The sequence below is a fragment of the Candidatus Brocadiaceae bacterium genome, from assembly GCA_012728835.1.
In the GTDB taxonomy this organism is placed as follows: Bacteria; Planctomycetota; Brocadiia; order SM23-32; family SM23-32; genus JAAYEJ01.
In genome coordinates this window covers 1-25155 of record JAAYEJ010000011.1, presented here as the reverse complement: position 1 = coordinate 25155, position 25155 = coordinate 1, and the positions used below count along the sequence as shown (strand labels likewise).

General features: G+C 69.7%; 16 protein-coding genes. 13 read left to right on the top strand and 3 right to left on the bottom strand.

The annotated features are described in order from the left end of the window. The first annotated feature begins 2 nt into the window (after positions 1 to 2). The 7 genes from GXY85_01245 (at position 3) to GXY85_01215 (ending at position 14826) form a co-directional block, all read left to right on the top strand. The gene (locus tag GXY85_01245) at positions 3 to 2105 is read left to right on the top strand and encodes a pilus assembly protein PilM (GenBank protein ID NLW49455.1); all 2103 of its coding nucleotides are present in this window, start codon (positions 3 to 5) and stop codon (positions 2103 to 2105) included. Between the two features lie 57 nt (positions 2106 to 2162). Further along, complete coding sequence (locus tag GXY85_01240) at positions 2163 to 3323, top strand: hypothetical protein (protein NLW49454.1); 1161 nt, start codon at positions 2163 to 2165, stop codon at positions 3321 to 3323. A gap of 63 nt (positions 3324 to 3386) precedes the next feature. Continuing rightward, positions 3387 to 4727 (top strand): hypothetical protein, encoded by a 1341-nt coding sequence (locus GXY85_01235; protein NLW49453.1) that lies wholly within the window; start codon positions 3387 to 3389, stop codon positions 4725 to 4727. A gap of 108 nt (positions 4728 to 4835) precedes the next feature. Beyond that, the gene (locus GXY85_01230) at positions 4836 to 8642 is read left to right on the top strand and encodes a hypothetical protein (protein ID NLW49452.1); all 3807 of its coding nucleotides are present in this window, start codon (positions 4836 to 4838) and stop codon (positions 8640 to 8642) included. A gap of 187 nt (positions 8643 to 8829) precedes the next feature. Further along, the gene (locus tag GXY85_01225) at positions 8830 to 11841 is read left to right on the top strand and encodes a hypothetical protein (protein NLW49451.1); all 3012 of its coding nucleotides are present in this window, start codon (positions 8830 to 8832) and stop codon (positions 11839 to 11841) included. A 20-nt stretch (positions 11842 to 11861) separates the two neighbouring features. Further along, positions 11862 to 12203 carry a hypothetical protein gene (locus tag GXY85_01220; protein NLW49450.1) on the top strand — a complete coding sequence of 114 codons (342 nt, stop codon included), beginning with the start codon at positions 11862 to 11864 and terminating at the stop codon, positions 12201 to 12203. Between the two features lie 298 nt (positions 12204 to 12501). Continuing rightward, on the top strand, positions 12502 to 14826 hold the full coding sequence (locus GXY85_01215) for a hypothetical protein (protein ID NLW49449.1): 2325 nt from the start codon (positions 12502 to 12504) through the stop codon (positions 14824 to 14826). On the opposite strand, the gene prfA is transcribed toward GXY85_01215, so the two are convergent. Next, positions 14827 to 15960 carry a peptide chain release factor 1 gene (gene prfA, locus GXY85_01210; protein ID NLW49448.1) on the bottom strand — a complete coding sequence of 378 codons (1134 nt, stop codon included), beginning with the start codon at positions 15958 to 15960 and terminating at the stop codon, positions 14827 to 14829. Positions 15961 to 16052: 92 nt separating this feature from the next. Next, positions 16053 to 16298, bottom strand: a complete 246-nt coding sequence (gene rpmE, locus GXY85_01205) for a 50S ribosomal protein L31 (protein ID NLW49447.1) — start codon at positions 16296 to 16298, stop codon at positions 16053 to 16055. 351 nt (positions 16299 to 16649) lie between these two features. Here rpmE and GXY85_01200 point away from each other — a divergent pair, with 351 nt between their 5' ends. Then, complete coding sequence (locus GXY85_01200; protein ID NLW49446.1) at positions 16650 to 16829, top strand: hypothetical protein; 180 nt, start codon at positions 16650 to 16652, stop codon at positions 16827 to 16829. Between the two features lie 33 nt (positions 16830 to 16862). Here GXY85_01200 and GXY85_01195 read toward each other — a convergent pair whose 3' ends face one another. Next, complete coding sequence (locus GXY85_01195) at positions 16863 to 18386, bottom strand: Do family serine endopeptidase (GenBank protein NLW49445.1); 1524 nt, start codon at positions 18384 to 18386, stop codon at positions 16863 to 16865. A 170-nt stretch (positions 18387 to 18556) separates the two neighbouring features. Here GXY85_01195 and GXY85_01190 point away from each other — a divergent pair, with 170 nt between their 5' ends. The 5 genes from GXY85_01190 to GXY85_01170 all read left to right on the top strand — a co-directional run bounded on the left by GXY85_01190 (position 18557) and on the right by GXY85_01170 (position 25113). Next, positions 18557 to 19690, top strand: coding sequence for a glycosyltransferase family 4 protein (locus GXY85_01190; GenBank protein ID NLW49444.1), 1134 nt, complete (start codon positions 18557 to 18559; stop codon positions 19688 to 19690). A gap of 69 nt (positions 19691 to 19759) precedes the next feature. Continuing rightward, positions 19760 to 20836: a M42 family metallopeptidase gene (locus GXY85_01185; GenBank protein NLW49443.1), complete on the top strand. Its 1077-nt coding sequence runs from the start codon at positions 19760 to 19762 to the stop codon at positions 20834 to 20836. A 10-nt stretch (positions 20837 to 20846) separates the two neighbouring features. After that, positions 20847 to 21818 carry a hypothetical protein gene (locus GXY85_01180; protein ID NLW49442.1) on the top strand — a complete coding sequence of 324 codons (972 nt, stop codon included), beginning with the start codon at positions 20847 to 20849 and terminating at the stop codon, positions 21816 to 21818. Between the two features lie 87 nt (positions 21819 to 21905). Further along, positions 21906 to 24101 carry a DUF1156 domain-containing protein gene (locus GXY85_01175; protein ID NLW49441.1) on the top strand — a complete coding sequence of 732 codons (2196 nt, stop codon included), beginning with the start codon at positions 21906 to 21908 and terminating at the stop codon, positions 24099 to 24101. After that, positions 24082 to 25113 carry a hypothetical protein gene (locus tag GXY85_01170; GenBank protein ID NLW49440.1) on the top strand — a complete coding sequence of 344 codons (1032 nt, stop codon included), beginning with the start codon at positions 24082 to 24084 and terminating at the stop codon, positions 25111 to 25113. The genes GXY85_01175 and GXY85_01170 overlap by 20 nt, the downstream gene beginning before the upstream one ends. The last annotated feature ends 42 nt before the right edge of the window (positions 25114 to 25155 follow it).

Below are 25155 nucleotides of genomic sequence, written 5' to 3'. Positions count from 1 at the left end.
AGATGGCAAAAGTCATATGGAGTCTGGACCTGGGCGACTGGGCGCTGAAGGTTGCCCGTGCCAGCCACGACAAGAAGTCGGGCGCCATCACGGTCGACGTGATGGACACCATCTCATACGGCGACCTCCCTTGTGGCTACGACGCGTCCCCGATCGAGAAGCACAGGGCGGGCATCGTTGCCTTCGGGACCCGTTACGAGATCGGCCCGCGCGACGATCTGTGTGTCTGCGTCTCCGGCGGCGAGGTCTTCAGCCGTTTCATCAACCTGCCGCCCGTGCTCGAGCGCATGGACGAGATCATCGGCTACGAGGCGCGCCAGCAGATCCCCTTCGACATCAGCGACGTCGTCTGGGACTGGCAACCGGTCAAGGACCCGGACCAGATCGAGATCGGCGAGGAGGTCGAGGTCGGCCTGTTCGCGCTCAAGAGGGAGCGTGTGGCCGAACTGATGGGCCTCCTGGAACCGTGGCGCGGGAATCTGCGCGTGGTGCAGAACGCCCCGTTGGCCGCCTATAACCTGCTGCACTACGAGGGGCTGGCCGACGAGCCGTGTGTCGTGGTCGACGTGGGGTCGGCCACGACCGACGTGCTGGTGCTGAACCCGCCCCGGTTCTGGGTGCGAACCCTCCTGGTCGCCGGCGGCGATCTCACCAGTGCGCTGACGTCCCAGTTCGGCGTCGGCACGCCCGAGGCGGAGACGGTCAAGCGCCGCGTGGCGCGCAGCGGGCACAAGGCACGCGTGCTGCGCATCCTGCAGCCGGTCTTCGAGGACCTGGCCAACGAGGTGCAGAGGTCCCTGGGCTACTACAAGAGCCTGGCCCGCGACGTGAAGTTCGACCGCGTGCTGGCGCTGGGCGGCACGATGGAGCTGCCCGGCCTGACCGACATGCTGGCCGCCAGCCTCCAGTGCGAGGTGAAGACCATCCGGGACCTGAGCCGCATCCGATTCGCCCCGTCGCTGGAGAGGGACGCGGTGCGCGCCGCCGTGCCGGGGTTCTGCCCCGCGCTCGGCCTGCTGGTTCAGGGCGCGGGCGACGCACGCCTGCACATCAACATGGTCCCCGAGGAACTGGCGATGGCCGGCGCCGTCGCCGCCAAGAAGCCGTGGCTGCTGGCCGCCGCCGTGGCCGTTTTGATCGTCGCCGTCATCCTGTCCGTGGGCGAGCAGGTGCATGCTCAGGAGGTCGCACGGGCCAACCAGGGCCTGGACTTCCAGGCCGTCCAGAGGGCCGAGGACATAGAGAAGCAGTTCCGGGCCCAGGCCGAGGCCGTGCAGTCGCTGGAGAACAAGCTCAATTCCCTGGCCAGGGCCGAGATCCCGCGGGATCTCTACCTGCATCTGCTGCCGGCGTTCGCCGAGATGCTGCCGCCGGACGTCTACCTGGTCGCCCAGCAGTTCAGTTGGGTCGAGCCCATGACGCTGGCGCGGGGCCTGAGCCCCATCGCCGACTGGGGCACGGCGACCCGCCGGTATGTTGCGGTTGCAGGCGGAGCGTCCACAGGCGGCGGCAGGAGTACAGGCGTCAGGGGCGCGCTCGTCGGGGATGAGGAGCAGCTCGCGTTCGCTGCCGAGATGGCTCGGCTGGAAGAGGAAAGGGGCCGCCAGATGGTCGCGCAACAGATGGCTGAGGAACAGGCGGCGCGCGACGCGGGCTATGAGAGCATGGCCCCGCGCGGGCGGTCGGGGCCGGAGGGACCGCGGACGTCGGCGTCGTCACGCGGGACGGCCGGGCCGCGCGGGCCCGCAGCGGCAGCGCAGGTGGAACCCGTCTCGTCGCTGCAGTCGCGCCTCGTGTTGCGGTTCGTCTGCGAGAGCAAGCAGCTTGACCCGCGCTACATCGAGACGCAGGTCTTCGAGAACCTGCGCAAGGCGCAGTTCCCCGATGACGCCAAGCCGGCGTTTACGGAAGTCGTGCAGGTTGGGAGTCTCATCAACATCTACCGCGACGAGGAGACGCTGGCGCGTCTGGACGAGGCCGGGGACGGCGTGCAGCGGTTTGCCGGGTTCGAGGGCTATGCCATCGTCAACGTGGGACCGGCCGGCCAGGCCGTTCAGGAAGACGCTGCGGCTGAGACGACGACGACGCGACGGCGCCGGAGGTGAGTCGCTGCCGGCGGCCGTTGCCGGTGTCCGGGTGCACCCCAGGGAGGCATGGAAGCGATGGACATGATCAGACGTATGAAGTTCTGGATCGCGCTCGGCCTCCTCGTGGTGGTCAGCGGCGTCGTCCTGGGGGTGTGGTACCGGGACGCCCGGGAGACGAGCGCCAGGGAAGCGTCCGATTTTCAGAGCAAGGTGCAGCGCGCCAAGTCGTTCAGCACCAAGTCCGACATCCGCAGTCCCCTGGACGTGCAGGCGGTGGCCGAGGCCCAGAAGCAGTATGAGGAACAGTTGAGGATGGCCAATGAGCTGCTCGCCGAGAAGGGCAAGCTGCTCGAGCAGCACATACCCGACAGGAACGGTGAGATCCGACCGGTGGCGGCGCACGAGTGGAAGGACGTCTATGACTATCAGATGAGGCGGCTCGAGGAGGACGTGCAGGCGAACTTCCCCATTGCGCCGCAGACCGTGGTGGTGAGCGCAACGTTGGGCGACGACTACCCGACGCCCGACATCCGGCGGGCAGAGACGAAACGCTACTGGGTGCAGCGTTACCTGCTGCAGGCCATGATCAAGGTCAACCGCGACAGCGACGTCATTCCGACCTTGAAGAGCTTTACCTTCGGCGGACGGCCGGATCGGCTTCTGTCGGCCGATGACGCCACCATGTTCCAGCCGATCGCCTTCGAGTTCGAGTTCGCCATTGAATACCGGAACCTACCGATGGTCATCGGGAAGCTCCTGGAGTGCGAGGTGCCCGTGGCGGTCACCACGGTGTCCATGAAGCGTCGCTCGGAGGTGTCGCTGGGCGCCAAGCGTCAGGAGGGCACGACCGGGGAAGTGCTCACGGGCAGCGCGGTCTCGGCCCTGATCGGCTCCCGTTCGGGGCCCGGTGCACGAGGAGCCGCCACCTATGCGCCGGTCGGGGGTACCTTCGACGCCATGGGGGGGTTCATTCCCCTGGACGACGGCCCGATCTTCATCGAGGAGAGAGGACGACGCGGCCCGGGCGCCGGCGCCTCCACCAGGTCCGGCCGTCCGCAGCGCGCGGCGGCGGCGGCGGCGTCGACGACGGCGGTACGACGCGAACGACGGCCGCCGGAAGAGGTCGAGGCGGGCCGGCTGCTTGTGGACGTCGTCCTGAAGGGATACGTCAGGGACTATGTCGCGCAGACCGAGGAAGCCGAGTCCGCCGAGTCCGCCGAGACTGCCGGGCAGTAGGCGGCCGAGCGCGGACGTGCCGCGGGCGCTCGATGTGCATTCTGCAGCGGTTGGAGGTCCACAATGCCGGTAGTCAAGCACGGGTTCGCCTTCAAGTACTTCGACAAGATCATCTGCGGCGTGGCCGCCCTGGCCCTGCTGGCGAGCCTGCTGTTCGCCATGGTGCGCGTGACCTCCGCATCGCGTCTGGCCGATCCCCAGGCGGTGCAGCCTGAACTGGACAGGCTGGAGCGGGCGCTCCGCGAGCGGCACGTCGAGACCGAGACGCGCGACTACGTGGCCCCGCTGCGACGGCAGTTGACGGACGTGGCCGAGCCGGAGCCGTTGCCTACCGACAACTTCTACATGCCGCTGCCGGTGCGCTACCCGCCTCTGGCCATCAGCTCGAACCGCACGTTCGTCCTCGAGTTCGGGGCACCGCTGAACGTGGAGGAGATCAAGGTCAGCGGCGGCCTGATCCGCCTTCTCGAGCACCCGGTGGAGGGCGACTATCGGCGCGTGCGCCTCTCCAGCGGGCCGGACTCGGGCGAGGTGGTCGTCGAGGCGCGCAGCAGCGATGGCGCGCGGCACGTCTACCCCGTCGTCGTGGACCCCTCGGCCGGCAAGACCGCCTTCCCCCCCAGCAGCCTCGAGATCGTCAGCACGCGCGACAGTGCCGTCGTGCTGAACGTGGTGCCGAACCCTCTGAACGAGCAGGAGGGCGTGACGGTCGCCCAGTACGAGATCTGGCGGCGCGATTGGGAAGACCCGCTCGGCGCCTTCCGGAAGGTCGCGAGCGTCGAGGCCGAGGAGGTCTCCAGCGCCGCCCCGGGCGCGCTGCCCTATCCCGTCCCCACCCAGCCCGGGGTCCCCGGCGCCCTGACCGGCGTGCAGGAAGAGGTGCCCACGGGCATCTACTGGCAGGACTCGGGCGTGACGCCCGGACAGCGCTACGGCTACAAGGTGCGCATGGTGGGCGCGAACACCTACCCGGCTGCCAGCGAGTTCACGGACGCCGTGCTGGCCGAGGTCGAGCCCCTGGTGGACTTCCGCTTCGCCAGCTCGGTCGGGGAGCGCGTGCGCTGTGAGGTATTGCAGAGTGCGGGCGCCGGGCAGGCGACCATCGGGACGTTCAACGTCGCCCCCGGCGAGGAGATCGGCGGTGTCCAGACGGCCCAGATCCACGGATCCGTGACCAGCTACCTGACGGGCAATGTGCTGCTCGACTTCCATCGCGGCGTGCTGCTTCAGGGCGGCATCACCACCGACCGGCTGGTCTATGCCGACGCCGAGGGATTCGTGCGCCAGCGGCTCCGCAGAGAGACCAAGATCGGCCAGGAGAAGTGGGACGAGGCGGCGGCCGCCGCACGTTCCCGCGCGGGCTCGGTCGGAGGCCGCGGGCGCACAGGGCTGTTCGGACGGTAGACGCACGCATCGACCTTCCCCACGCGAGAGAGGCCGCCGTGCAGGGGGGGGGAGCGCAACGTCTGCCGGCGCGTGGCCGCATTCAGGGCGTTTCGTCGAGGTTGAACCATGCAGCAGAGCGCGCGGCGCGCCGTCCGGGTTCTGGCCCTCGTCGTGGCCATCCTGGCCACCATCGTCGGCTGCAAGGGCGCACTGGTCGATCCGGTCGCCGGCTCGGCGCGCGTGTTGAGCATCGAAGAGGTGGAGCCGACCCTTGCCCTCGCCGCCGAGGCCGTCGACGGCGGACGCTACTCCGAGGCGCTGCTGCTGCTGGACGCCCTCAGGGCGAACGCCCGGCTGCTGACCCCGGAGCAGGCCACCCAGACCGCCGTCCTGTGGGGCCGTGCGAGGAACGCCCTGCACCAGCAGTCGCTGGCGCGCACCGATGACGCCGGTGCGGCCCCCACCGAGGCGCCCCCCGATGCGGCCGCCCCGCCCCTGGTGCCGGAACCCGCCGACGTCCGGGAGGCCGCCCCCGCCGTGGTGCCGGAACCCGCCGACGCCGTGGAGCCCTCCGCGACCGAACTCCTCGCCGAGGCGGTGGCCCTGTGGGAGGAGCGTCTCTACGGCCGGGCCGCCCTGTGTGTGAGCCGGCTGGACCCGCGCAGGGGCGAACTGCTGCCGCAGGATCGCCTGTTCTACGACGAACTGCGCCACCTGGCCCAGGAGGCCACGCTCGAGCTGCCCCCGCTGAGCGAGCCCGAACGGGCCCTGCGCGCGCGCGAACACCTGGATGCGGGACTGCGGGCGTTCGAGGCCGGCGACTACGCCGAGGCCCGTGCGCGGCTGGACATGGTCGCGCTCTTCGACGCGAAGCTGGACCGCGCGAGCCGGCGCAGCCTGGAGCGGGCGCGCAGAGGCGTCGTCCAGGCCATCGAGGACGCGCGCGAGGCGATCTCCAGGGGAGAGCGCCTGCTGACTGCGGGCGATCTGGAAGGGGCCCGGGAGGCCCTGCACTCCGTGAAGGACCGGGGCCTTCGCCTGGGCCAGTGGTCCCGCGAGCTGGAGCGGCTCCTGACCGAGCTGGACGCCGCCCTGGCGCAGCGCGACCGGCTGCGGGAGCAGGCGGAGAGGGCGCGCGCGACCGATCTGCTCGAGCGGGCCTCGGCGGCCGTCCGAGGGGACGTGTACTCGGAGGCTTCGGCCCTCCTGGCGGACCTGCTGCCCCTTCGGGAGCGGCTGGCGGATGAGGAACGAGCGCTCTGCGACGAACTCTGCCGCGCGGTGGAAGACGCCACCGGCGTGCAGCCCGGCCTGTCCCCGGCCGAAGTGCGCGCGCTTGCCGAGCGGGAGCTGGCCGCCGGCCTGGAGGCGTATGACCGCGGCATGTACGTGGAGGCCCGACCGCATCTGGACAAGGCCGCCCGGCTCGGCGTCAGCTTCGGCTGGCGGCGCAACCGGCGCCTGCGGCGTGCGCGCGAGGAGGTCGGCGAGGCGCTCGAGCGGCTGTACGGCCGGTTGCGGACCGGGCGAATGCTCTACGAGGCGCGGGACTACGAGGGTGCGCGGCGTGCGCTCGAGGAGGTGTGGGACAGCCGGATCCGTCTTGTGCAGGCGGACCTGGACGAGGTGGCCGGGCTGCTGGCCGCCGTCGCCCGGATCGAGCGCGAGGAGGCCGAGGCCCGGCGGGCCGCCGCGACCCGGCTCCTCCAGGATGCCCGGACCCTGGCGCAGAAGGGCGAACACGCGGCCGCCTTGGACTCCCTGGAGGAACTGGAGGGGCATGCCGAGTGGCTGACCCCCCTCCAGCGGGAGGAGCACAAGGAACTGACCGCGGCCGTCCGCAAGGCCGCCGAGCGTGCGCACCTCCGGCACGAGGCCGAGGATGCCGAGCGGATGGCACGTGAAGCCGACGCCCTGCTGGCCGCGCGGCGGGCCGTCCGCGAGGCTCTGGAGGCATACGACGGCGCGTTCGCCGCTCAGGACTACGCCGCCGCCGGGGCGCACCTGACCGAGGCGTTGGCCGTTCTGCAGACCGTCGACGCCGATTCGCGCACGACGTTGCGCGACCTGGACGATCAGGTGCGGCTCCGGGCGCAGGCCCTGGAGGACGCCCGCCGACGCCAGGCGCATCTGGCGGCCGTGACGCGCGCGCTCAATGACCTCTGCGACGACGCGACCGACGCCATGAAGACGGACCTCCTGGAGGCCGACCTGAGGGTCAGGGAGATGGTCGCGCTGGCACGCGCCGAGGGCGTGCAACTGGCGCCCCGGCAGATCGCCGTCCGCGACGCCGTCACCAAGGCGGCGCAGGAGGCGTTCCGCATCGATCGGTGGCTCCGGCCCACGCGCTACGCAGGGCTGCCCGCCGTGGCCGAGCGCTATCTGGAGGCCGGGGAACCGGACCATGCGCGCTGGGCGCTCGACCTGGTCATGGCGGCCGGGGCCGACATGGTCGGCCCGGACGTGCGGAACCACGCTGCCGCGCGGCAGGAGGCCGCGCGCCGAGAGGCCGACCGGCAGGAGGCCGTGGCGGCGCGGCTGGTGGCGGCCGTCGATGCGTGTCGGGCGGCGCTGCCGGGCGGCGACCTGGACACGGCCCTCGAAGGTGCCGGTGCCGTCCTGACCGCCGTCCGGGAGGAGGCGCTGGCCGGCGCCGCGCGCATGCGCGTGCTGGAGCACGTCGTCGCCTTCCTGGGGACCGACCTGTCGGCCGCGACCGGGCAGGCATCGCCGGACCTGCGGCGTCACCTCGGACAGCAAATGGCGCGGGCGCGGCTGGTGATCGCAGGCCAACTGGCCCCGGCCTACCTGGAGGCCGGCCGTCCGGAGATGGCCGAACCGCACCTGGATGCGCTGGCGACCGGGGCCGGGGTGTCCCGCGACGTCGCCGCCTGGGCCCGGCAGCAGAAGGACGCCCTCAAGCTGCGGACCGCCGAGGCCGAGGAGCGCCGCGAACGGGGTCTGGCCGAGGACACGCGGCGGCTGCGGGAGTTGGCCGCAGTGCTGCTTCGGCAGGCGCAGGCGGGCCAGGAGGCGCAGGCGGAAGCGACGCGAAGGGAACTGGCCGAGCGGCAGCTCGCGCTGGCCCTGCGCAGGGCGCACAACGCCCTGGAACGCGGCGAGTATGCCCGGGCCGTGCAGACGATCGAGTCCGAAGCGGCCGACGTGGTCGACCGCAGCGTGGCCGAGCGGTCCGCCTCCGCAGTCGAGGAGATCCGGCGCGCCGGCGACATCGAGGCGGCCCTGACGGGCGCGGCCGCCGCCCTGGACGCCTGCGACGTGGCCCGGGCGGTGCAGTTGCTGTCGGGCCTGCCCGACGGCGAAGAGCTGCCGGCGACGGACGCCGTCCGGCGCAACGTGCTGGCTGCGGTGGCGGAGTCCGCACTGGAACTCAGCGAACGGCAGATGGCCCGAGCGGCGCAGGCGGAGCAGTACGCCGTCGAGGGCCGGGCCCTGCTGGATGCTGCCAAGCAGCGCGAGGAGGCATGGAGCGGCTACCGCGACGCGATGGCGGCGCTCCTGACGGGACGCGAGACCGCCAGTGCGGGCTTGCGCGCGGTGCAGGCGGGACCGTTCGGGCTGACGGAGTTCGAGCGGGCCGACCTGGACTCCGCCATCGAGGTTCTGGTCGAGGAGGAGCAGAAGAAGTTGCTGTCGCGTGCCGTGCTTGCATACAATGCGGCGGATTATCTGGCCGCTGCGGAGGCTCTGACGCGGTTGAGGACGATGGCCGATTCGCCCCTGAGCGCGCAGATGGAGAAGGATGCCGGGAATGTGGAAGAGGCCATCCGGGAGAAGGAACGGGAAGCCGAACTCCTCTATCGGCAGGCCGTGGAAGCGCACGGCGAGGGCGACGCGGAACGGGTGCGGGAGACCATCGAGCGGCTGAAGGCGCACTACGCGAGGACGGCAACTTACCGGGACCGCATGTGAGGCCGGGCGGCCCGGCAGGGCGCCGATCACAAACGCGCAGAGGTTTTGCTTGACAATGGGCTTGCTTTCCGACTTAATAGTGGCGAGTTCGCGCCCACCGGGCGCCAGTACTTGGGAAAGACATTCGTGCGGCGGGCTGGCGTGTCCGCTCCCCATGGCGACAACAGCAAGTGACCGGAGGCGGAGAATGCTTAGGAAGATCGGGCAGGTGTCTGTGGGCGTCGTGTGTCTGATGGCCGTCTCATCCTTTGCATACGCCGCCGGGGATACGGCAACGGGACAGGACGCGCCGACGATCGCCGAACTGGCTGCGTTCGGCGAGGCGCCGGCGGGCCAGGCCGTTGCGGCCGAGCCGACCGCCCCGGTCGTGACGCCCGATGCGGACACCGCAGCGGTGCCGGCGGCGGATGATCTGCTGGACAAGTTCCGAACCATGCGGATCGTCGAAGAGCAGAAGCGCAAGGCGGAGGCGGCTGATCTGGCCGCACAGGCCCACCATGCCATCTACATCTCCAACGCGCCGGCCGAGGCGCGGAAGCTTGCCGAGCAGGCACTCCTCCTGGACCCGGAGAACGCGCAGGCCAAGGAACTGCTCCTCGAGGCCCGCGTTCAGATGGGCGAGGAGGCCGCCCTGCAGCAGGCCCAGCAGGACGGGCTGGTGAGTGGCGTGCCCGTCCGGGTGCAGTCCCTGCTGCAGTCGCTCAGGAACTCCATCGTCCGCGCCCGTGAACTCTACGCCCACGAGCAGTATGAAGACGCGCTCGTGGAGCTGCGCAAGGCCCGCCTTGCCGTCGACGTTCTGGCCACCTCCGCCGACGTCTCGCAGCAGCGCGACGAGGTGGAGCGCCTGCTGGCCACGGTCGAGAAGGACCATGAGGAGTCGCAGCGCCGTCTGGCCGGCCTCGCAGCGCAGCAGGCGGCGGACGCAGCCGACGAGAATATCCGCAGGATCGTCGAGGTGCAGCGGGCCGAGCAGGCGCGTCGAGCGCAGGAGGTGATGGACCTGATCAAGCACGCGCGCTTCGAGGATGCGGAGCTGCTGCTCGATGACATGGAGGCGGTCGACCCCAGCGACGCGACCGTCCTCCAGCTGCGTGGCATACTGAGCGATGCCGAGTTCGACCACACCTCGGTCCGCCTGGCCAAGAAGCTGGAATGGGGCGATCTGAAGTTCGAGAACGCGGTCACGATGCAGGAGATCGTGCCGTCTCGAACGTTCAACTATCCGGACAAGGGGTTCTGGCAGAACGTGGTCGAGCTGCGTCGGCCGCCGACGTATCCGTCCGACCGGCCGAGCCTCGGGCACACCGAAGCGGACAAGCCGGTGTTCGATGCGTTGGACATGCATGTCAGCTTCCCCTTCAACGAGACCCCCCTGGTGGATGTGGTGGAGTTCCTGCGCCAGGTGACCCCGGTCAGCTACAGCCTGCGCCGCCAGGAAATCCCGGCGGACGGTGCGCCGGTGACCCTGACGATCGACACGACGCTGAAGAACGGGCTCAACCTGATCACCGATCTGACCGGCATGGCCTGGAAGGTCGAGAGCGGCCTGATCAAGATCGGCAGCCCCGAGTCCATCCGCGATTACGACATGCGGATCTACAACGTCGGCGACCTGCTGCTGAGTTACGAGGACCGTGGCGGTGACGACGACAGCGGGTGGGGCGGGAGCAGCAGCAGTGGAAGCAGCAGCCGCAGCTCCTCCAGCCGTGGCTACAATCCGCAGTACCGCAGCGGGTCGTCGAGCAGCAGCAGCGACGACGATGACGAAGAGGGGTTCTCGAGCATGACGTCGCGTGTCCAGAACCTTGTGCTTCTGATGAAGATGGCCTGTGGCGAGGGAACCTGGGAGGACACCAGCGGCGGCCTGATCGACATGGACGACGATGATGAGTCCGGTTCGTCCGGGTTCGAGGGGGGCGCGTTCGGGAGCAGCCGCACCGGGTTCGCAGCGGGGGCCCAGCCGGCCGATCCGTATGCCATCGGAGGCCCCGGGTTCGGCGGGCCGGGTGGGTTTGCCCCCGGTGGCGCCATGGGCATGCCGGTCCAGCAGGCGCCCCGGGGGCGGGCCGTCGTCATGGCCCACGACCCGCAGAGCATCATGGTCCACCAGACGCCCGAGGTGCACGAGTGCATCGAGACGCTCCTCAAGGAGCTGCGCGCGGCCATGAAGGTGCAGATCAAGGTCGACGTGCGCTTCCTGTCGGTCGGGAACGACTTCCTGCGCGAGGTGGGCTTCAACTGGAGCCACTTCAGTCTCGATCCGGACGGCTACGATGCCAGCGGGAACATCGACGGGTTCAACATGGCCAGCCCCTCCTACGGCGGTTTCGTGCCGTGGGTGCAGCCCGGCGGAGTCCTGGGCTTCGACGGCGAGGGCGAGGTCATCGGGATCATCGACTCGCTGCCGTTCGGGTTCGGGCATCCGTTCGGCGATGCCGATGCCGAGTTCGACGAAGACACGATGTCCTTCTCGTTCACCAAGGCGCCGCTCACGGGCACGTCGTTCATCCAGACGGGCATCCCGTTCTTCGGTGCCCAGACCGGCGGCCTGGCGCTCGACTTCGGCTATTCGGGGGCCGTCGACATCGGCGGCACCTTCCGGCTCGGCCACAAGCGCGACCAGGTCAAGATGCTCAGCGCCCCGACGATCACCCTGGCCAACGGCCAGCGCGGCTTCATCAGCGTCTCGACCGATTACAGCTACATCGCCACCTACTCCGTGGACGGGAACATCCTGATCCCCGAGATCGAAGAGGTGGGTGACACCGTGGAACTGCGCGTGCGGCCGATCGCCAGCGCCGACCTGAAGTACGTATTTATGGAGCTGGAGCCTGTGATCACCGTGACCGATCTGACCCGCACCGCGCCGTTCACGACGTTCGTCGGCGTGCCCGGCGGCGAAGGCGGCGGGGCCGGGGCGGCCGTGCAGAACTTCATGACACTGCCCACGGTCAACGAGCAGACGCTCGAGACCACCGTGGGTGTCCCGGACCGCGGCGTTCTGATCGTCGGCGGCCTGACTGCCGGCGAGCGGACGCGCCACGAGGGTGGCGTGCCGATCCTGGACAAGATCCCCGTTGTCAAGCGCCTCTTCTCGGCCGAAGGCCGCCGCGTGAGCCGTGACCAGTTGTTCGTCATGGCCTGCCCGGAGATCATCGAACTCGGTGAGCAAGAGCAGCGCGTGAGCTCCAAGTGAAGGAAGGGGGCGGAGCGGCAATGGCACAAGGAAGCTGGAAGACGGCAGTTGTGGCCGTCGTCGGCGTGGCGGCCGGACTGGCCCTCGCCGGCAGCGGCCTGATGGGCAGCGCCCAGGCTCAGAGCGAAGGCGCGGCCGGCGGCATGATCTGCGTGGTGGGCCAGGAACTCCAGGGGACTGCCCCGATCGTGCTCGTCGACGTCCGGGACCAGAGCCTGCTCGTCTACGAATACTCCTACTACAACGACCGGATCTCGTTGACGTCGGCGCGGACGTTCCGGTTCGACAAGCAGTTGACGGAATACCAGACGTCCGGGCCGAACGTGGATCTGGTTCGGCAGTGGGCGACAGGAACCCGTTGACCACAGATGCGGCGCCGGGCAGAGGCCCGGCGCGGAAGACCGAGCGACCCGGAGGCCGCCCCTGGCAGACAGGGGCGGCCTTCTTGTTGCCGGGGGGCGGCGTGCCCACCGGGTCGCGCCGGGCGCGGAATGCGTAGCTCCGGGCATCTCGCCCGAGGGCCGGGGGGGGCGGTGGGGTCCGGGGGCGAGCCGTTCGGGCGGGATTCGCGTGCGCCATCGTGTATAATCGCCGCGCGGAGCCGCTGGGGCACGGTGCCCTGGCGGATGCGTGACGGCTGTGTCTCGCTGTGAGGTTGGCATGTTGAGCGCGGGGCGCCCCTCCATGTCGCTGTCCGCCGCCGCGGTGGGGGCGGCAGCCGTGGTTGGGCAGACGGTTCTGGTGCGGGAGCTGATGGTGAGCTTCTACGGCACGGAGCCGGCGCTGGCGTGCGCGCTCGGCGGGTGGCTGCTGTTTGTGGCCTTGGGGGCGCTCTCGGCGGCTTCGCTTCTGCGCGCGGTGCGGCGGCCGTTGCGGCCGGCGCGGCTGGCGATGCTGGCCGTGCCGTTGGGGTTGTATGCGGGATTCGTCCTGGCGCGGTGTGTGCGCCCGTTGCTGGGTGCGGGCTCGGGCGCGTTTTTGTCCGTGGATGCGATGCTGGTGGGGGGCGCGGCGGCGTCGCTGCCGGCCGCCTTTCCGGTGGGGTTCTTCTTCACCTGTGCGTGCCGGGTGGAGGAGGGGGCGGTGCCGCGGGCCGGCCGAGGCATCGGGCGCGTCTACGTCTGGGAGGCGCTGGGGAGCGCCGCAGCGGGCGGCCTCCTGAGCTTCGTCCTGCTGGGGCGCGTGGGGCCGGCTGCGCTGTTGACCGGCGCCGCCGCCTGCGTGTTCGCCGCCGGCACGTTCGATGCACTGCTCCGGCGCGAACGCGGGGCCGCGCTCTCGTGGATCGCCCTCGGCACGGTGCTGTGTGCGCTGGCCGTCGGCGGAGGGCACCTGGTGGAGTGGCACACCGCGCAGGCGCGCTGGCGCAGCTACAGCGCGTTTGAACTCGTTAGCCGCCGGGACTCACGCTACCAGGACGTGGAACTGGGCGTCCGCCAGGGCGAGTACCTGCTCCTGTGCAACGGCCGCAAGAGCGCGCAGTGGCCGGACGAGGCCGCCGCCCGGGCGCGCGCCGCCCTGCTGCTGACGCAGCACCCCGACCCCCGCAACGTGCTGATGATCGGGAGCGGGCTGGACGGGCCCTGCCAGGAGATGCTCAGGACCTCCGTGTGCTCGCTGAAACTCCTGGAGTCCGACGCCGTCGTCGTCGACCTCCTGCTCAGTCACCTCGCAGTCGAGCTGCGTGCGCCGCTGGAGGACCCTCGATTTCGCCTGCACCTGCGGGATGCCCGCGCCTTTTTGCGGGACGGGGCGGCCGGCGACGGACTCTACGACCTGATCGTCGTCGCCGTGGGCGACCCGACGTCCGCAGCGGCCGCCCGCTACTACACGGTGGAGTTCTTCCGGATGCTCCGCCATGCCCTGCGCCCGGGCGGGGCCGTGGCCGTCTGCGACGTCACCGGTGCCGAGAACTACGGCCGCAGCCGCCCCGTGCTCGATTACACGGGCTGCGTCTACCGCACGCTGCGCGATGTCTTCGAACACGTGGTCGTGCGGCCGGGCGATCGGTTCTGCTTCTTCGCCGCCGGCGCGCCGGGCGTCGTCACGGCGGATGCGGAGGCGCTGGAGGGTCGGTTCGACCGGCTGGGCCTGGAGCCGAAGGTGCTCGGGCGTGCGCTGGGGACGCTGGAGTTCCCGCCGGAGCGCACCGTCGAGACGCTGGCCCTTCTGGAGGCTGCCCGCCCGGACGCGCTGCTCAACACCGATGACCGCCCGGTCGTGTTCACGCTGTTCCTGGCCCTGCAGCGGCAGTATGCAGCCGGCGGCCCGCGCGGTCCGGAGGTGGGGGCCGACGTCCACACGCGTGTTCGGGCGGCAGGGCCGGCCTGGCCGCTCCGGGCCTTGGCGCTGGGCCTGGTCGCTGCGGCCGCCCTTCGGGTCCTCCTCGGCCGCCGGGCGGCCGCCCCCGCGGGCTGCGCGCTGGTCGTGCTGACGACCGGCGTCCTGGGGCTCTCGGCCGAGATGCTGGTGGTCTACGGCTACCAGGTCGCGTTCGGTCACGTCTACCGCGACGTCGCCCTCATCGTCGGCCTGTTCATGGGGGGGCTGGCCGCCGGGGGGCAGCTTGCGGTTCGCCTGGCGCGGGGCCGCCCGGTGGGGACGCTGGCGCTGCTGGAGGTGCTGCAGGCCGCGTTGATCGCAACGATCCCCGCCGCCATGGGGGCCGGGGTCCTTCCGCCCTGGGCCTTCATGGCGTTGGCGGCGGCCGCCGGCGTGCTGACCGGCGCCGTCTTCCCCCTCGCTGCCCGCGTGGCCCTGGCGGAAGCCCGCGACGCCGGCACGGTGGCCGGCGTGTTCGACGCGGCCGATCATCTGGGAGGCATGGCGGGCGCCATCTGCGTGGGGCTGCTGCTGGTGCCGGCGTTGGGGTTGTCGTGGACGGCGGCGATGCTGGTCGGCCTCAAGGTGGCCAGCCTGGGGGTTCTGGCCGTGACGGCCTTCGGCGGGTCCGGGGCGCGGCGCGGCGGGGTGGGAGCCGGCTGATCAGGACGCGGCGGGCGGTCCGTCCTCCCGGCCCTCGACGAAGGCGCGGATGCGCTGCTGCCTGTCGAATTCCGCCAGGGCGTCGAAGAGGCGGTCGCAGTCGCCCAGCATGAACGTCTCGATTCCGAAGACGTCTACGCCGGCGCGGTGATCGGTGATGCGGTCCTGCGGGAAGTTGTAGGTGCGGATGCGGTCCGTGCGGTCGCCGGACCCCACCTGGGCGCGGCGCATGGCGTCGCGTTCGTCATGGGCCTGCGTGGCCTGGAGTTCGTAGAGCTTGGCCCGCAGGAGCTTCATCGCCTTGTTGCGGTTGGCGCGCTGCGACTTCTCGTCCTGGCAGCGCACGGTGATCCCGGTGGGCGTGTGCACCAGGCGCACGCAGGAACTCGTCTTGTTCACCTTCTGCCCGCCCGGCCCGCTGGAGCGCATGAAGGACATCTCGATGTCGTCCGGACTGACCTCGACCTCCACCTCCTCCGGCTCCGGCAGCACGGCGACGGTCGCCAGGCTGGTGTGGATGCGCCCCTGCGACTCGGTCTCGGGCACGCGCTGCACGCGATGGCCGCCGCTCTCGAAGCGCAGGCGGCGCCAGACGCCGCGGCCGGCGATTGCGAGCGTGACCTCGCGGATTCCACCGAGGTCGCGTTCGCTCTGGTCCATCAGTTCGACCTTCCATCCATGCTTCTCGGCGTAGCGGGTGTACATGCGCATCAGCTCGGCGGCGAACAGGCCGGCCTCCTCGCCGCCCGTTCCGGAGCGGATCTCGACGATGACGTTCCGTTCGCGGCCGTCCTCGTCGGCGACCAGCGCGTTCAGGGCCTCTTCGAGCACCGCCTGCTCCTCGCGTTCGGCGTCGGCTCGTTCCTCGCGGGCCAGTTCCTGCATCTCGGCGTCGTCACCGGCCTCGGCCAGGGTCTCGTCGGCCTCGGCGGCCCGCCGGCGCGCGTGGGCCAGGCGGTCGCGGAGGGCGGCCAGGGGGCCGAGCGCCCCCAGTTCCCGGGCCAGTCGGGCCACCCGGGTGCTGTCGGCGGCCACGTCGGGATCGGCGAGCCGGCTTTCGAGTTCGGCGCGCCGGCGCGCGAGCGCCTCCAGGCGTTCGGTCAGACGCGCTCGGGTCTTCTGGTTCAGATCCATGGTTCCTGCCCGCCGCAGGCGTGCGATGGGGCCGGCCGGGGCGTACATGCAGAGGGGGCTTCCTCGTCTGCACGAGAAAGCCCCCGGCGCAGCTACCCGGCGTCTTCAGTGGCGCCGATCCGCGCCTTCCGCTCCTCGATGTGCTTGCCCCAGCGCTTCTGGAACCGCTCGACGCGCCCTGCGCTGTCGACCAGCTTCTGCTTGCCCGTGTAGAACGGGTGGCACTTGGAGCAGACTTCGACGCGGATCGTCGGCACGTTGGCCCGCGTGATGAAGCGTTCGCCGCAGCCGCAGACGACTTCGCACTCGACGTATTCGGGGTGGATTTCCGGTTTCATGGCCGTTCTCGGATCACGACATGGAGAAAAGTGCGCACCAACCCCATCATTATAGCCCATTGGAGCCCGAAATCAACGGCCGACGGCGGGTTCGTGGGCCGGGAGGAGGGCCCGGGCCGTGGCTCCGTGTGTGGCACAGCCGCCCTCGGCTGTGTTCTCGTTGTTCGTCGTAGTCTCCTGCAGGAACGAACGGCACCCCAGCCGGGGCTTGCCCGCCGCCGGCGGGGCGGCCGGTCCCCACCGGCCGGCCTCGGTCCACTGCCGTCCGACGCCATGGCGTGGGTCTCTGGCTTTGTGGACGGGCGACGGGGCGGCTATACTGAGGCGGTCCATGGAACGAAGGACGGCCGCATGAACCCAGCCAATCTGCCGCATCCGCAGGACGCCGGCGCCGAGGCCGGGCCTGTACGCACGGTGCTGTTCTTCGTCCTGTATGCGGCCCTGATCGTGGGGGCGGTGCTCTACATGCGCTGGAAGCTGCCTCGCGACGACGGAGGCGGAACGGACGGCGGGGACGCGCCGTCGTTGTGACGACACGTCCCCACGCGAGGTTCGGCGTCGGCGTCAGCGTTCGGCCGGCCGCTGCACGAGGAAGAAGAAGGCGTAGCCGTTGCGCTGGCTGTAGACGCGGATCAGCGCGTTCTGGCCGGGGCGGACCTCCGACATGAGCCGGCGGTAGTGTTCGGCGTCCTCCACTCGGGTGCGTTCCACGCTGAGGATCACGTCGCCGGGCTGGATGCGCTGCCGCACGGGGCTGTCATCGGCGACGTCGGCGACCAGCACGCCGCTCAGGCCGGGGCGGTCCATCTGGCGGGCCATCTCCGGGGTCAGCGTCTGCACGCTCAGCCCGAGCCAGTCGGTGCTGACGGCGGCGGCTCCGGCCTCGTCGGTCAACTCGTCAAGGGTGACGCTGATGGTTCGCTCGCGGCCGTCTCGCCAGACGCCCAGCTCGATGGTCTCTCCCGGGGCCGTGCCGGCGATGCGCTGGCGCAGATCGTTGTCATCGGCGACGGGGCGGCCGTTGAGGGACGTGACGATGTCTCCGGCCTGGAGATCGCTCTTCTCGGCGGGCGTGCCGGGTGTGACCTCCTGTACGAGTGCGCCGCCGGTGCCCTTGTAGCCGAATGCCTCGGCCATGTCGGGCCTGAGTGCCTCGATGCGGACGCCGAGGAACCCGCGCCTGACCTCGCGGCCGGCGATCAGGTCGTCCAGGATGTCCTTGGCCATGTTGGCCGGGATGGCGAAGCCGATGCCCAGGTTGGCCTGCCCGACGATGGCGGTGTTGATGCCGATCACCTGGCCGCGCAGGTTTACCAGCGGCCCGCCGCTGTTGCCGGAGTTGATGGCGGCGTCGGTCTGGATCATGCTCTCGTAGTCGGCGGCGCCGATGCGGCGCCCGGTGGCGCTGACGATGCCGACGCTGACCGTGTGGCGGAGTCCGAAGGGGTTTCCGACGGCCATGACCCACTGGCCCGCCTTCACGTTGTCGGAATCGCCCAGAGGCAGGGTGGGCAGGTTCTCGGTGCTGCCGGAGATGCGGATGACGGCCAGGTCCGTCTTCGGGTCGGTGCCGGCGACCTCGGCCTCGAACTCGCGTCCGTCGGAGAGCTGGACGCGCAGTTGGTCGGCCTGGCCGACGACGTGGTTGTTGGTGAGGATGTGGCCCTCCTGATCGAGCAGGAAGCCCGAGCCGAGCCCGCGCTGGGTGAACTCGCGCGGCTGCCGGCCCTGCGGGCCGAGGAACTGGTCCAGCCCGCCGAAGGGGCTGCCCCGCAAGAAGTCCTCGAGGAGCGGGTCGCGGCGCATCGGCCGGCGGGTGATGGTCCGCTGCGATTCGATCAGCACGACGGCGGGGCTGACGGAGTCGGCGACGGTCTGGAAGAGCGTCTCCAGGTTGTTGGCGAACTCGCTGAGTTCCTCGAGCTTCCGCCCGTTCTCGGCCGCGGCCAGGGCGGCGCTGCCGCTGCGCTGCGCGCCCGCTTCGTCGGCAGTCAGGGCCGGGGCCGGCGTATTCAGCGCACCGCTCAGGAGTAGCCCCACGAGAAGCCCGACCACAAGTAGCAGTGCTGCTGTCGCCCTTCGGTTCATGCCATTCTCCTTATAGACCTGTCCCAATTCGACCGGCCGATCCCCCGCGCCGTGATACGCACTCTTCATTATTAGTGGCCGGAGCGGCCCGGTAGTTCATTCAGCCCCCGATTCATCATACAATGCCCCCGGGAAGGCGGACAAGTGGCACCCAGCCGGGAGACCCGTGCGTGCGGATCGCGATCGACGCCATGGCGCTGACGGGCCGGGACACGGGCGTCGGTGTCTGGACGCGGGGGCTGATCGGGGGGCTGGCGGCCTGCGGCGCCGGCCACGAATACCTGGTCTATCACGGGGCGGACGCGGGGCCCGCGTTGCCCGTCGGCGGGGGCGTGCGGGCGGTCCCGGTGAGGGTGCGCAACCGCCTTCGCCCCCTGCGCATCGCCTGGGAGCAGGCCGCGCTGCCGCGCCGTCTGCGCCGCGATGCGGCCGAGGTGCTTCACTGCCCCTCCTACGTCGTGCCCCTGGGCGCGCGGCTGCCGATCGTGCTGACGCTCCACGACCTGCTCGCGCTCACCCACCCGGCGTATTGCACGCGGCGGAACGTCTGCCACTTCGGCCTGATGCAGGGCCGCAGCATCCGGCGCGCGGCTGCAATCCACTGTACGTCGCAATGGACGCTCGAGACGCTGCGGCAGGAGTTCGGCGCCGCGGCCGACCGCGCCCGGGTCGTGCATCCGTGCGTGGACGACCTGTTCGGCCCCGACGGGCCGGGGCCGGGCGACGTGCGCGCTCGCTGGGGGCTGCGGCAAGCGCCGTTCCTGTTTGTTGGGCGGCCGGAGCCGAAGAAGGGCCTGCCCGTGCTGCTGCGGGCTCTCGCCCGGCTGCGTGAGCGCGGCCGGCTGCGGCGCAAGCTGCTGATGGTGGGCCCGCCCGGATGGGGGGAGGGCGCCGTGCGGCGCCTGGAGGACGGCCTGGAACTGGGCGCGCACGTCGTGCGCGCGGGCTACCTGCCGCGGGGCGAGTTGCCGGGCGTCTACCGCGCCGCGCGGGCGCTGGTCTTCCCCTCGCTGGTGGAAGGGTTCGGGCTGCCGCCGCTGGAGGCGATGGCCTGTGGCACGCCGGTGGTGGCCACCCATGCCGGCGGACTGCGCGAGAGCGTGGGCGAGGCCGGGCTGATCGTGCCGCCGGGCGATCCGGAGGCGCTGGCCGACGCCCTGGAGCGGCTGGAGACGTCCGGGTCGCTGCGGGGCCGCCTTCGGGCGGCCGGCCTGGCGCGGGCCGCGCGGTTCCGATGGCGCGAGGCCGTGCCGCGGTTCCTCGGGCTCTACGAGGCCGCGCGCGAGGCGGGGCCGGCCGTTTGACTGGCCGGCACGGACGGCTATACTGGCCGCAGCCGCTTGCGATGGCATCCAACCGGGAAGGAGAACTCGATGAATCGGAAGACGATGGAGCTTCTGCGGAAGCTGACGGATCTGGACGGCGTGCCCGGCGCGGAAGACGCCGTGCGGGCGTTCATGCGCGAGGCGCTGGACGGGCTGGGCGAGTTCGAGATGGATCGCCTGGGCAGCCTGGTGTGCAAGAAGGTCGGCCGGGAGGACTCCCCGCGCATCATGATCCCCGCCCACATGGACGAGGTGGGGTTCATGGTCAAAGACATCACCGAGGACGGCTACCTGCGGTTCGCGCCCCTGGGCGGCTGGCTGGACCAGACGCTGCTGGGGCACATGGTGACCGTCTGGACGCGCAAGGGCCCCCTCGACGGCGTCATCGGGTGTGCGCCGCCCCACATGACGCCGCCGGAGGAACGCGACAAGGTCATCAAGCGCAAGTCGATGTTCATCGACGTCGGCGCTTGCGATCAGAAGCACGCCCGCGAGAAGCTGCACGTGCGCATCGGCGACCCCATCGTGCCGAAGGAGGCGTTCCGCAAGCTCGGCGACGGCAAGCACCTGCTGGCGAAGGCCTGGGACGATCGCATCGGGTGCGCCCTCATCATTGAGCTGCTCCAGTCCCTGCAGAAGACGGACCATCCGAACACCGTCTTCGGCGTCGGCACGGTGCAGGAGGAGGTCGGCACGCGCGGCGCCAAGACGGCCGCCGACGTCGTCAACCCCGACTTCTGCATCGTCCTGGAGGTCGGCCTGGCCACCGACATGCCCGGCATCAAGGGCGAACCGGCCGTCTCCCTGGGCAAGGGGCCCGACATCTGCGTCCTCGAAGGCGGCGCCATCCCGGACCGCCGCTTCACCCAGTTCGTCATGGACGTGGCCGAGAAGGCCGACATCCCGCACCAGGTCAGCCTGATCGAGCGGGGCAGCACCGACGCCCGCGTCATCCACATCCACCAGCGCGGCGTGCCCAGCGTCGTGATCGGCGTGCCGGCCCGCTACATCCACAGCCACGCCGGCGTCATCCACGCCGACGACTACGACAAGACGCTCAAACTGGTCGAGACGGTCGTCAAGGAACTTGGGCCCGGGCAGGCCGAACTCCTCACGCTCTCCTGAGGGGCCTGCCGTGGACGGGAAGGCGCCGGACGCGGAACTGGTCGGGTTCCTGGACTCGCTGCGTGCGGCCGGCCGGCCGACGGCCGATGCGGAACGGCTCGTGCGGTCCGACCCCGTCACCGGGGCCCTGGCGGCGATCGGCCTCGATGCGGCATCCATGGCCGCCGAACGTGCGGAGGCGTTCCGCCGCTGCGTGGCGCTGTGTCCGGCCGTCGCGCTCGACGTGGCCGGGCACCGCGAGCATGCGGGCCTCGGTCCGGCGGAGTTGTGGCGCTTCTACCTGCCGATCTGCCAGGCCGTGCGGGCGCTTCGCCCGGGCGGGGCGCGTGCCCTGGTGGGCATCGCCGGGCCGGGGGCGTCGGGCAAGTCCGTGTTCGCCGGCCTGCTGTCCCTGCTGCTCTTGAGGGCGTGGCCGGAGGGGGGCGGGGCGGCGCTGTGCCCCATGGACGGCTTCCACCGCTCCAACGCCGACCTGGACGCGCATGCGCTGCGGGCGCGAAAGGGCGCGCCGGAGACGTTCGACGCGGAGGCGTTCGTGCGCTGCCTGCGGCGGTTGAAGGCCGGGCGGACGCACACGGTGCCGCGCTACGACCGCCGGCTGCACGATCCGGTGCCGGACGGCGCCCGGATCGGCACGGCCGACCGGCTGGTGCTGGTCGAGGGCAACTACCTGTTGCTGGGCGAGGGCGCCTGGGCGGAGGTGCAGGCGCTTCTGGACCTGCGCCTGTTCCTGACGACTCCGGCTGAGACGATGCGGGAGGCGATGATCGAGCGACACGTGCGGGGCGGCCGCTCGCCGGCCGCCGCCGCCGCGCATTTTGCGCGCGTCGACGAGCCCAACAGCCGCCTGATCCTCGGGGGCCTCCCCCGCGCCGACCTCGTCGTCGAGCGCGATGCGCAGCACCGCGTCGTCGGCATCCGCCGCCCGCCGCCGGCCGGGCAGGCCGCCGACCGCTTGACAGGGAGCGTATGCCCCCTATGATATGCGTGGGATGCACCGGGTGGGGTGGTTGCCGCGCGAGGGGCAAGAGACCGGCCCTGAGCACGTGCCGTTTTCGCGGAGGCTCGGATGATCGAACGCGCATTTGACGTTCCGTTCATCGCGTCTCTTGCCTTGCGTGAGAAGCAGATTCAGCAGAACTACCGGCCAGTGATCGCCGTGCACAAGTGGTTCGCTCGCAGGCCGGGCACCTTGTTTCGAGGGCTCCTGCTCTCTGAGTTCTGCAGTCAGGAACTCAGAGAGTCCTTCTACTCCGGGCACAGTTGCGACGGAGTTGTGGTGGTTGACCCGTTCATGGGGGGGGGGACACCTCTGCTGGAGGCCAACCGCATCGGGTGCGATGTGATCGGATATGACATCAACCCGATGTCGTACTGGATTGTCCAGCAAGAGATCCTGCACCTGGATCTGGCGGCCTATGGTGTTGCGGCAACGGCACTTCGCGGCCACCTTGACCGAGAGATTGGCCACCTCTTCAGGACACGCTGCGGTCATTGTGGCTCCTGCGCCGCGCACGTCAAGTACTGTCTCTGGGTGAAGATCCAGACCTGCCCGCAGTGCAGGGAGGATGTTGCCCTGTTCCCGGGTTTCCTGGTTGCAGGCGATTCACGCCATCCTCGGAACGTCTTCCTTTGCGGTGCGTGCGGCGCGCTCACCGAGGTCGAAGACAGAGACCGCCCCGGCAAATGCGCATCCTGCCACAGGGACCTCCATGCCGGAGGGCCGGCAAAGAGAGGGCGCTGTGTTTGTCCGCGCTGCGGGGCAGTCGTTCAGTTTCCGGATGTCTCCCTGGGACCGCCGCGGCACCGCCTCTTCGCGTTGGAGTACCACTGCCCCGAATGCCGAGACCGCCATCACGGTCGATACTTCAAGAGCCCGGACGCCGACGACCTGGAGAAGATCCGCGAAGCCGACCAGCGGTGGGAAGAAACCGAGGCAGAGTTCGTGCCCGACGATGAGATACCGTCCGGGGATGAGACGAACCGTCTGCATCGCTGGGGCTATTCACATTACCGCCAGATGTTCAACTCCCGTCAACTGCTCGGTCTTGAGCTATCGGCCCGCTTCATCTCGGAGGTGCCGGACGAGCGGGTGAGAAACGCCCTCGCCACGAATCTCTCGGATCTGCTTCGCTATCAGAACATGCTCTGCCGTTACGACACCACCGCGCTGAAGTCGCTGGACGTCTTCTCGGTTCACGGCTTCCCGGTGGGGCTGGTGCAGTGCGAATCCAATCTCCTCGGGATACGGGACCGACGCAAAGCAGTTTGCATAGGGAGCGGAGGATGGACCAACATCATCGACAAGTTCCGCAAAGCAAAGGCGTACTGCGATGATCCCTTCGAGGTACGGCATCAAGGGCGTCGGAAATCGGTCGTGCAGATTCCCGGCGAGTGGATCGGCGATCACCCGAACGGCCACCTCCAGCGCCGTCCTCGGAGCGTTCAACTCCTCTGCCAGAATGCGGCCGATGCCCGGTTGGAGGAATCGTCGCTTGATGCCGTGTTCACGGATCCCCCCTACTTCGGCAACGTGCAGTACGCCGAACTGATGGACTTCTGTTATGTCTGGCTACGCCGTCTGGCGGGCGATCGATGCGCGGTCTTCGAGCGGGCCTCTACGCGAAACGCGGATGAACTGACGGGCAATGAGAGCATGGGGCGGGGGCTGGACCATTTCGCGGAGGGGCTCTCCTCCGTGTTCAGGCGGATGGCGCGCGCGCTGAAGCCGGGCTCTCCTTTCGTCTTCACCTACCACCACAATGACCTGAGCGCCTACCACGCGATCGCGGTTGCGGTGCTGGATTCGAGGCTCGTGTGTTCCGCTTCCATGCCCTGCCCCGCCGAAATGGGGGCCTCGATACACATCAGCGGCACGGGATCATCCATCATCGACACCGTGTTCGTTTGCCGGTCCGCGGGGCGTGTCCCCCGCAAGTGGATCCGCGACACTCCCGAGGGAGTGGCTGAGCTTGTCTTCGAGGATACTCGGCAACTGAAGGTGGCAGGTGTGCGGCCTACGCGAGGTGACATGCGCTGTATCGCCTACGGCCATCTCACCAGGTTGGCCATCTGGGCCTTGAGGGATGTCTGGCAGCCGGAGACCGGATCCGTTGCCGACCGGCTTCGACAGGTGCACCAGTGGCTTGAAGCCTTCGGGGGATGGCCGGCAGTGGAAGGGCATCTGGGTTGTGAGATACCGCGCGTCCTGGCACGAGAGGACCCTGCTCCCTACGGAGACGATGATGCGGAGATTCCCTTTTGAGGCGTCACTGGACGCAATACTGGCCGATCCAGACCCATTTGTCGATGCCATCTTCTCCTGTCTCGAATCCGAGTTCCTTGTTCTGCCCAAGGGCCCCGGCTTCGTGGAATACCCGACTTTCGAACAAGCGTATGAAGCACTCAAGGCGGCAACGGCGGCCTTTACTGAGATGACCCCGGCCCGAGTCCTCCCCGTTGCACGGGCGGAACCGATCTCCATCGTGGTTCTCAGGACCATGTTGGGGTTCACACCGCCTGAATGGGCATATGTCACGACTCAGCGAAGCGGGATCAGGGTTCCACAGAGCTTCGTCCGGAGTCTGGACCGGCGAATCCGGTTGCAGCCCGAGAACGTCCTCAACGAGGACAGCGCCGCATTCAGCAGGGTGGAGGCATTGGTCCGGACGGCGTGCCAACTGCTTCAGGAAGGCAATCCCGAAGTGGCGACGGACCAGCTTCATCGTCTTGACAAGGCGGACACACGCGAGGGACTTGAGACCGTTCGGCACCTTGCCTCCATGGGCGTTCCCTATGCCATGCTTCTGTACGAACGATTCCTGGGCCGTCCATTTGCCGGACATCGCGATTCCGTCAGCGAGCTAATCGGCGACAGGCTGGAGTCCGCGATCGAGGACGTTCTCAGCGACGCCGGAATCAGCTATCGGAAGACCAGGAGGGCTCAGCGGATCCCGGGTTTCGATCAGGCGCCCGATTTCGTCATCCCGAGCGAGTTCAACCCCTGCGTTGTCATCGAAGCCAAGCTCACCGAGGACGATGGCACGGCGCGCGATAAAGTCACTCGCATTCAGCATCTTGGCGAGTTGAGCGTCGCCGGACGCTCGCAAGATGATCCGAAGTTCCAGGTCGTCGCGTGCATCGGCGGCCGTGGGTTCGGAGTCCGGCGTGAGGACATGAAGAAGATGATCCTGGCAACTCGCGGGAAGGTGTTCACGATCCGGACATTGTCTCACCTGGTGGCAGGCACCCGGCTGAGGGAATTCGCCTCTCGTTGAGGCCGGCAGAGCGCCCGACGCGTTGAAACCGGGCTGCGGACG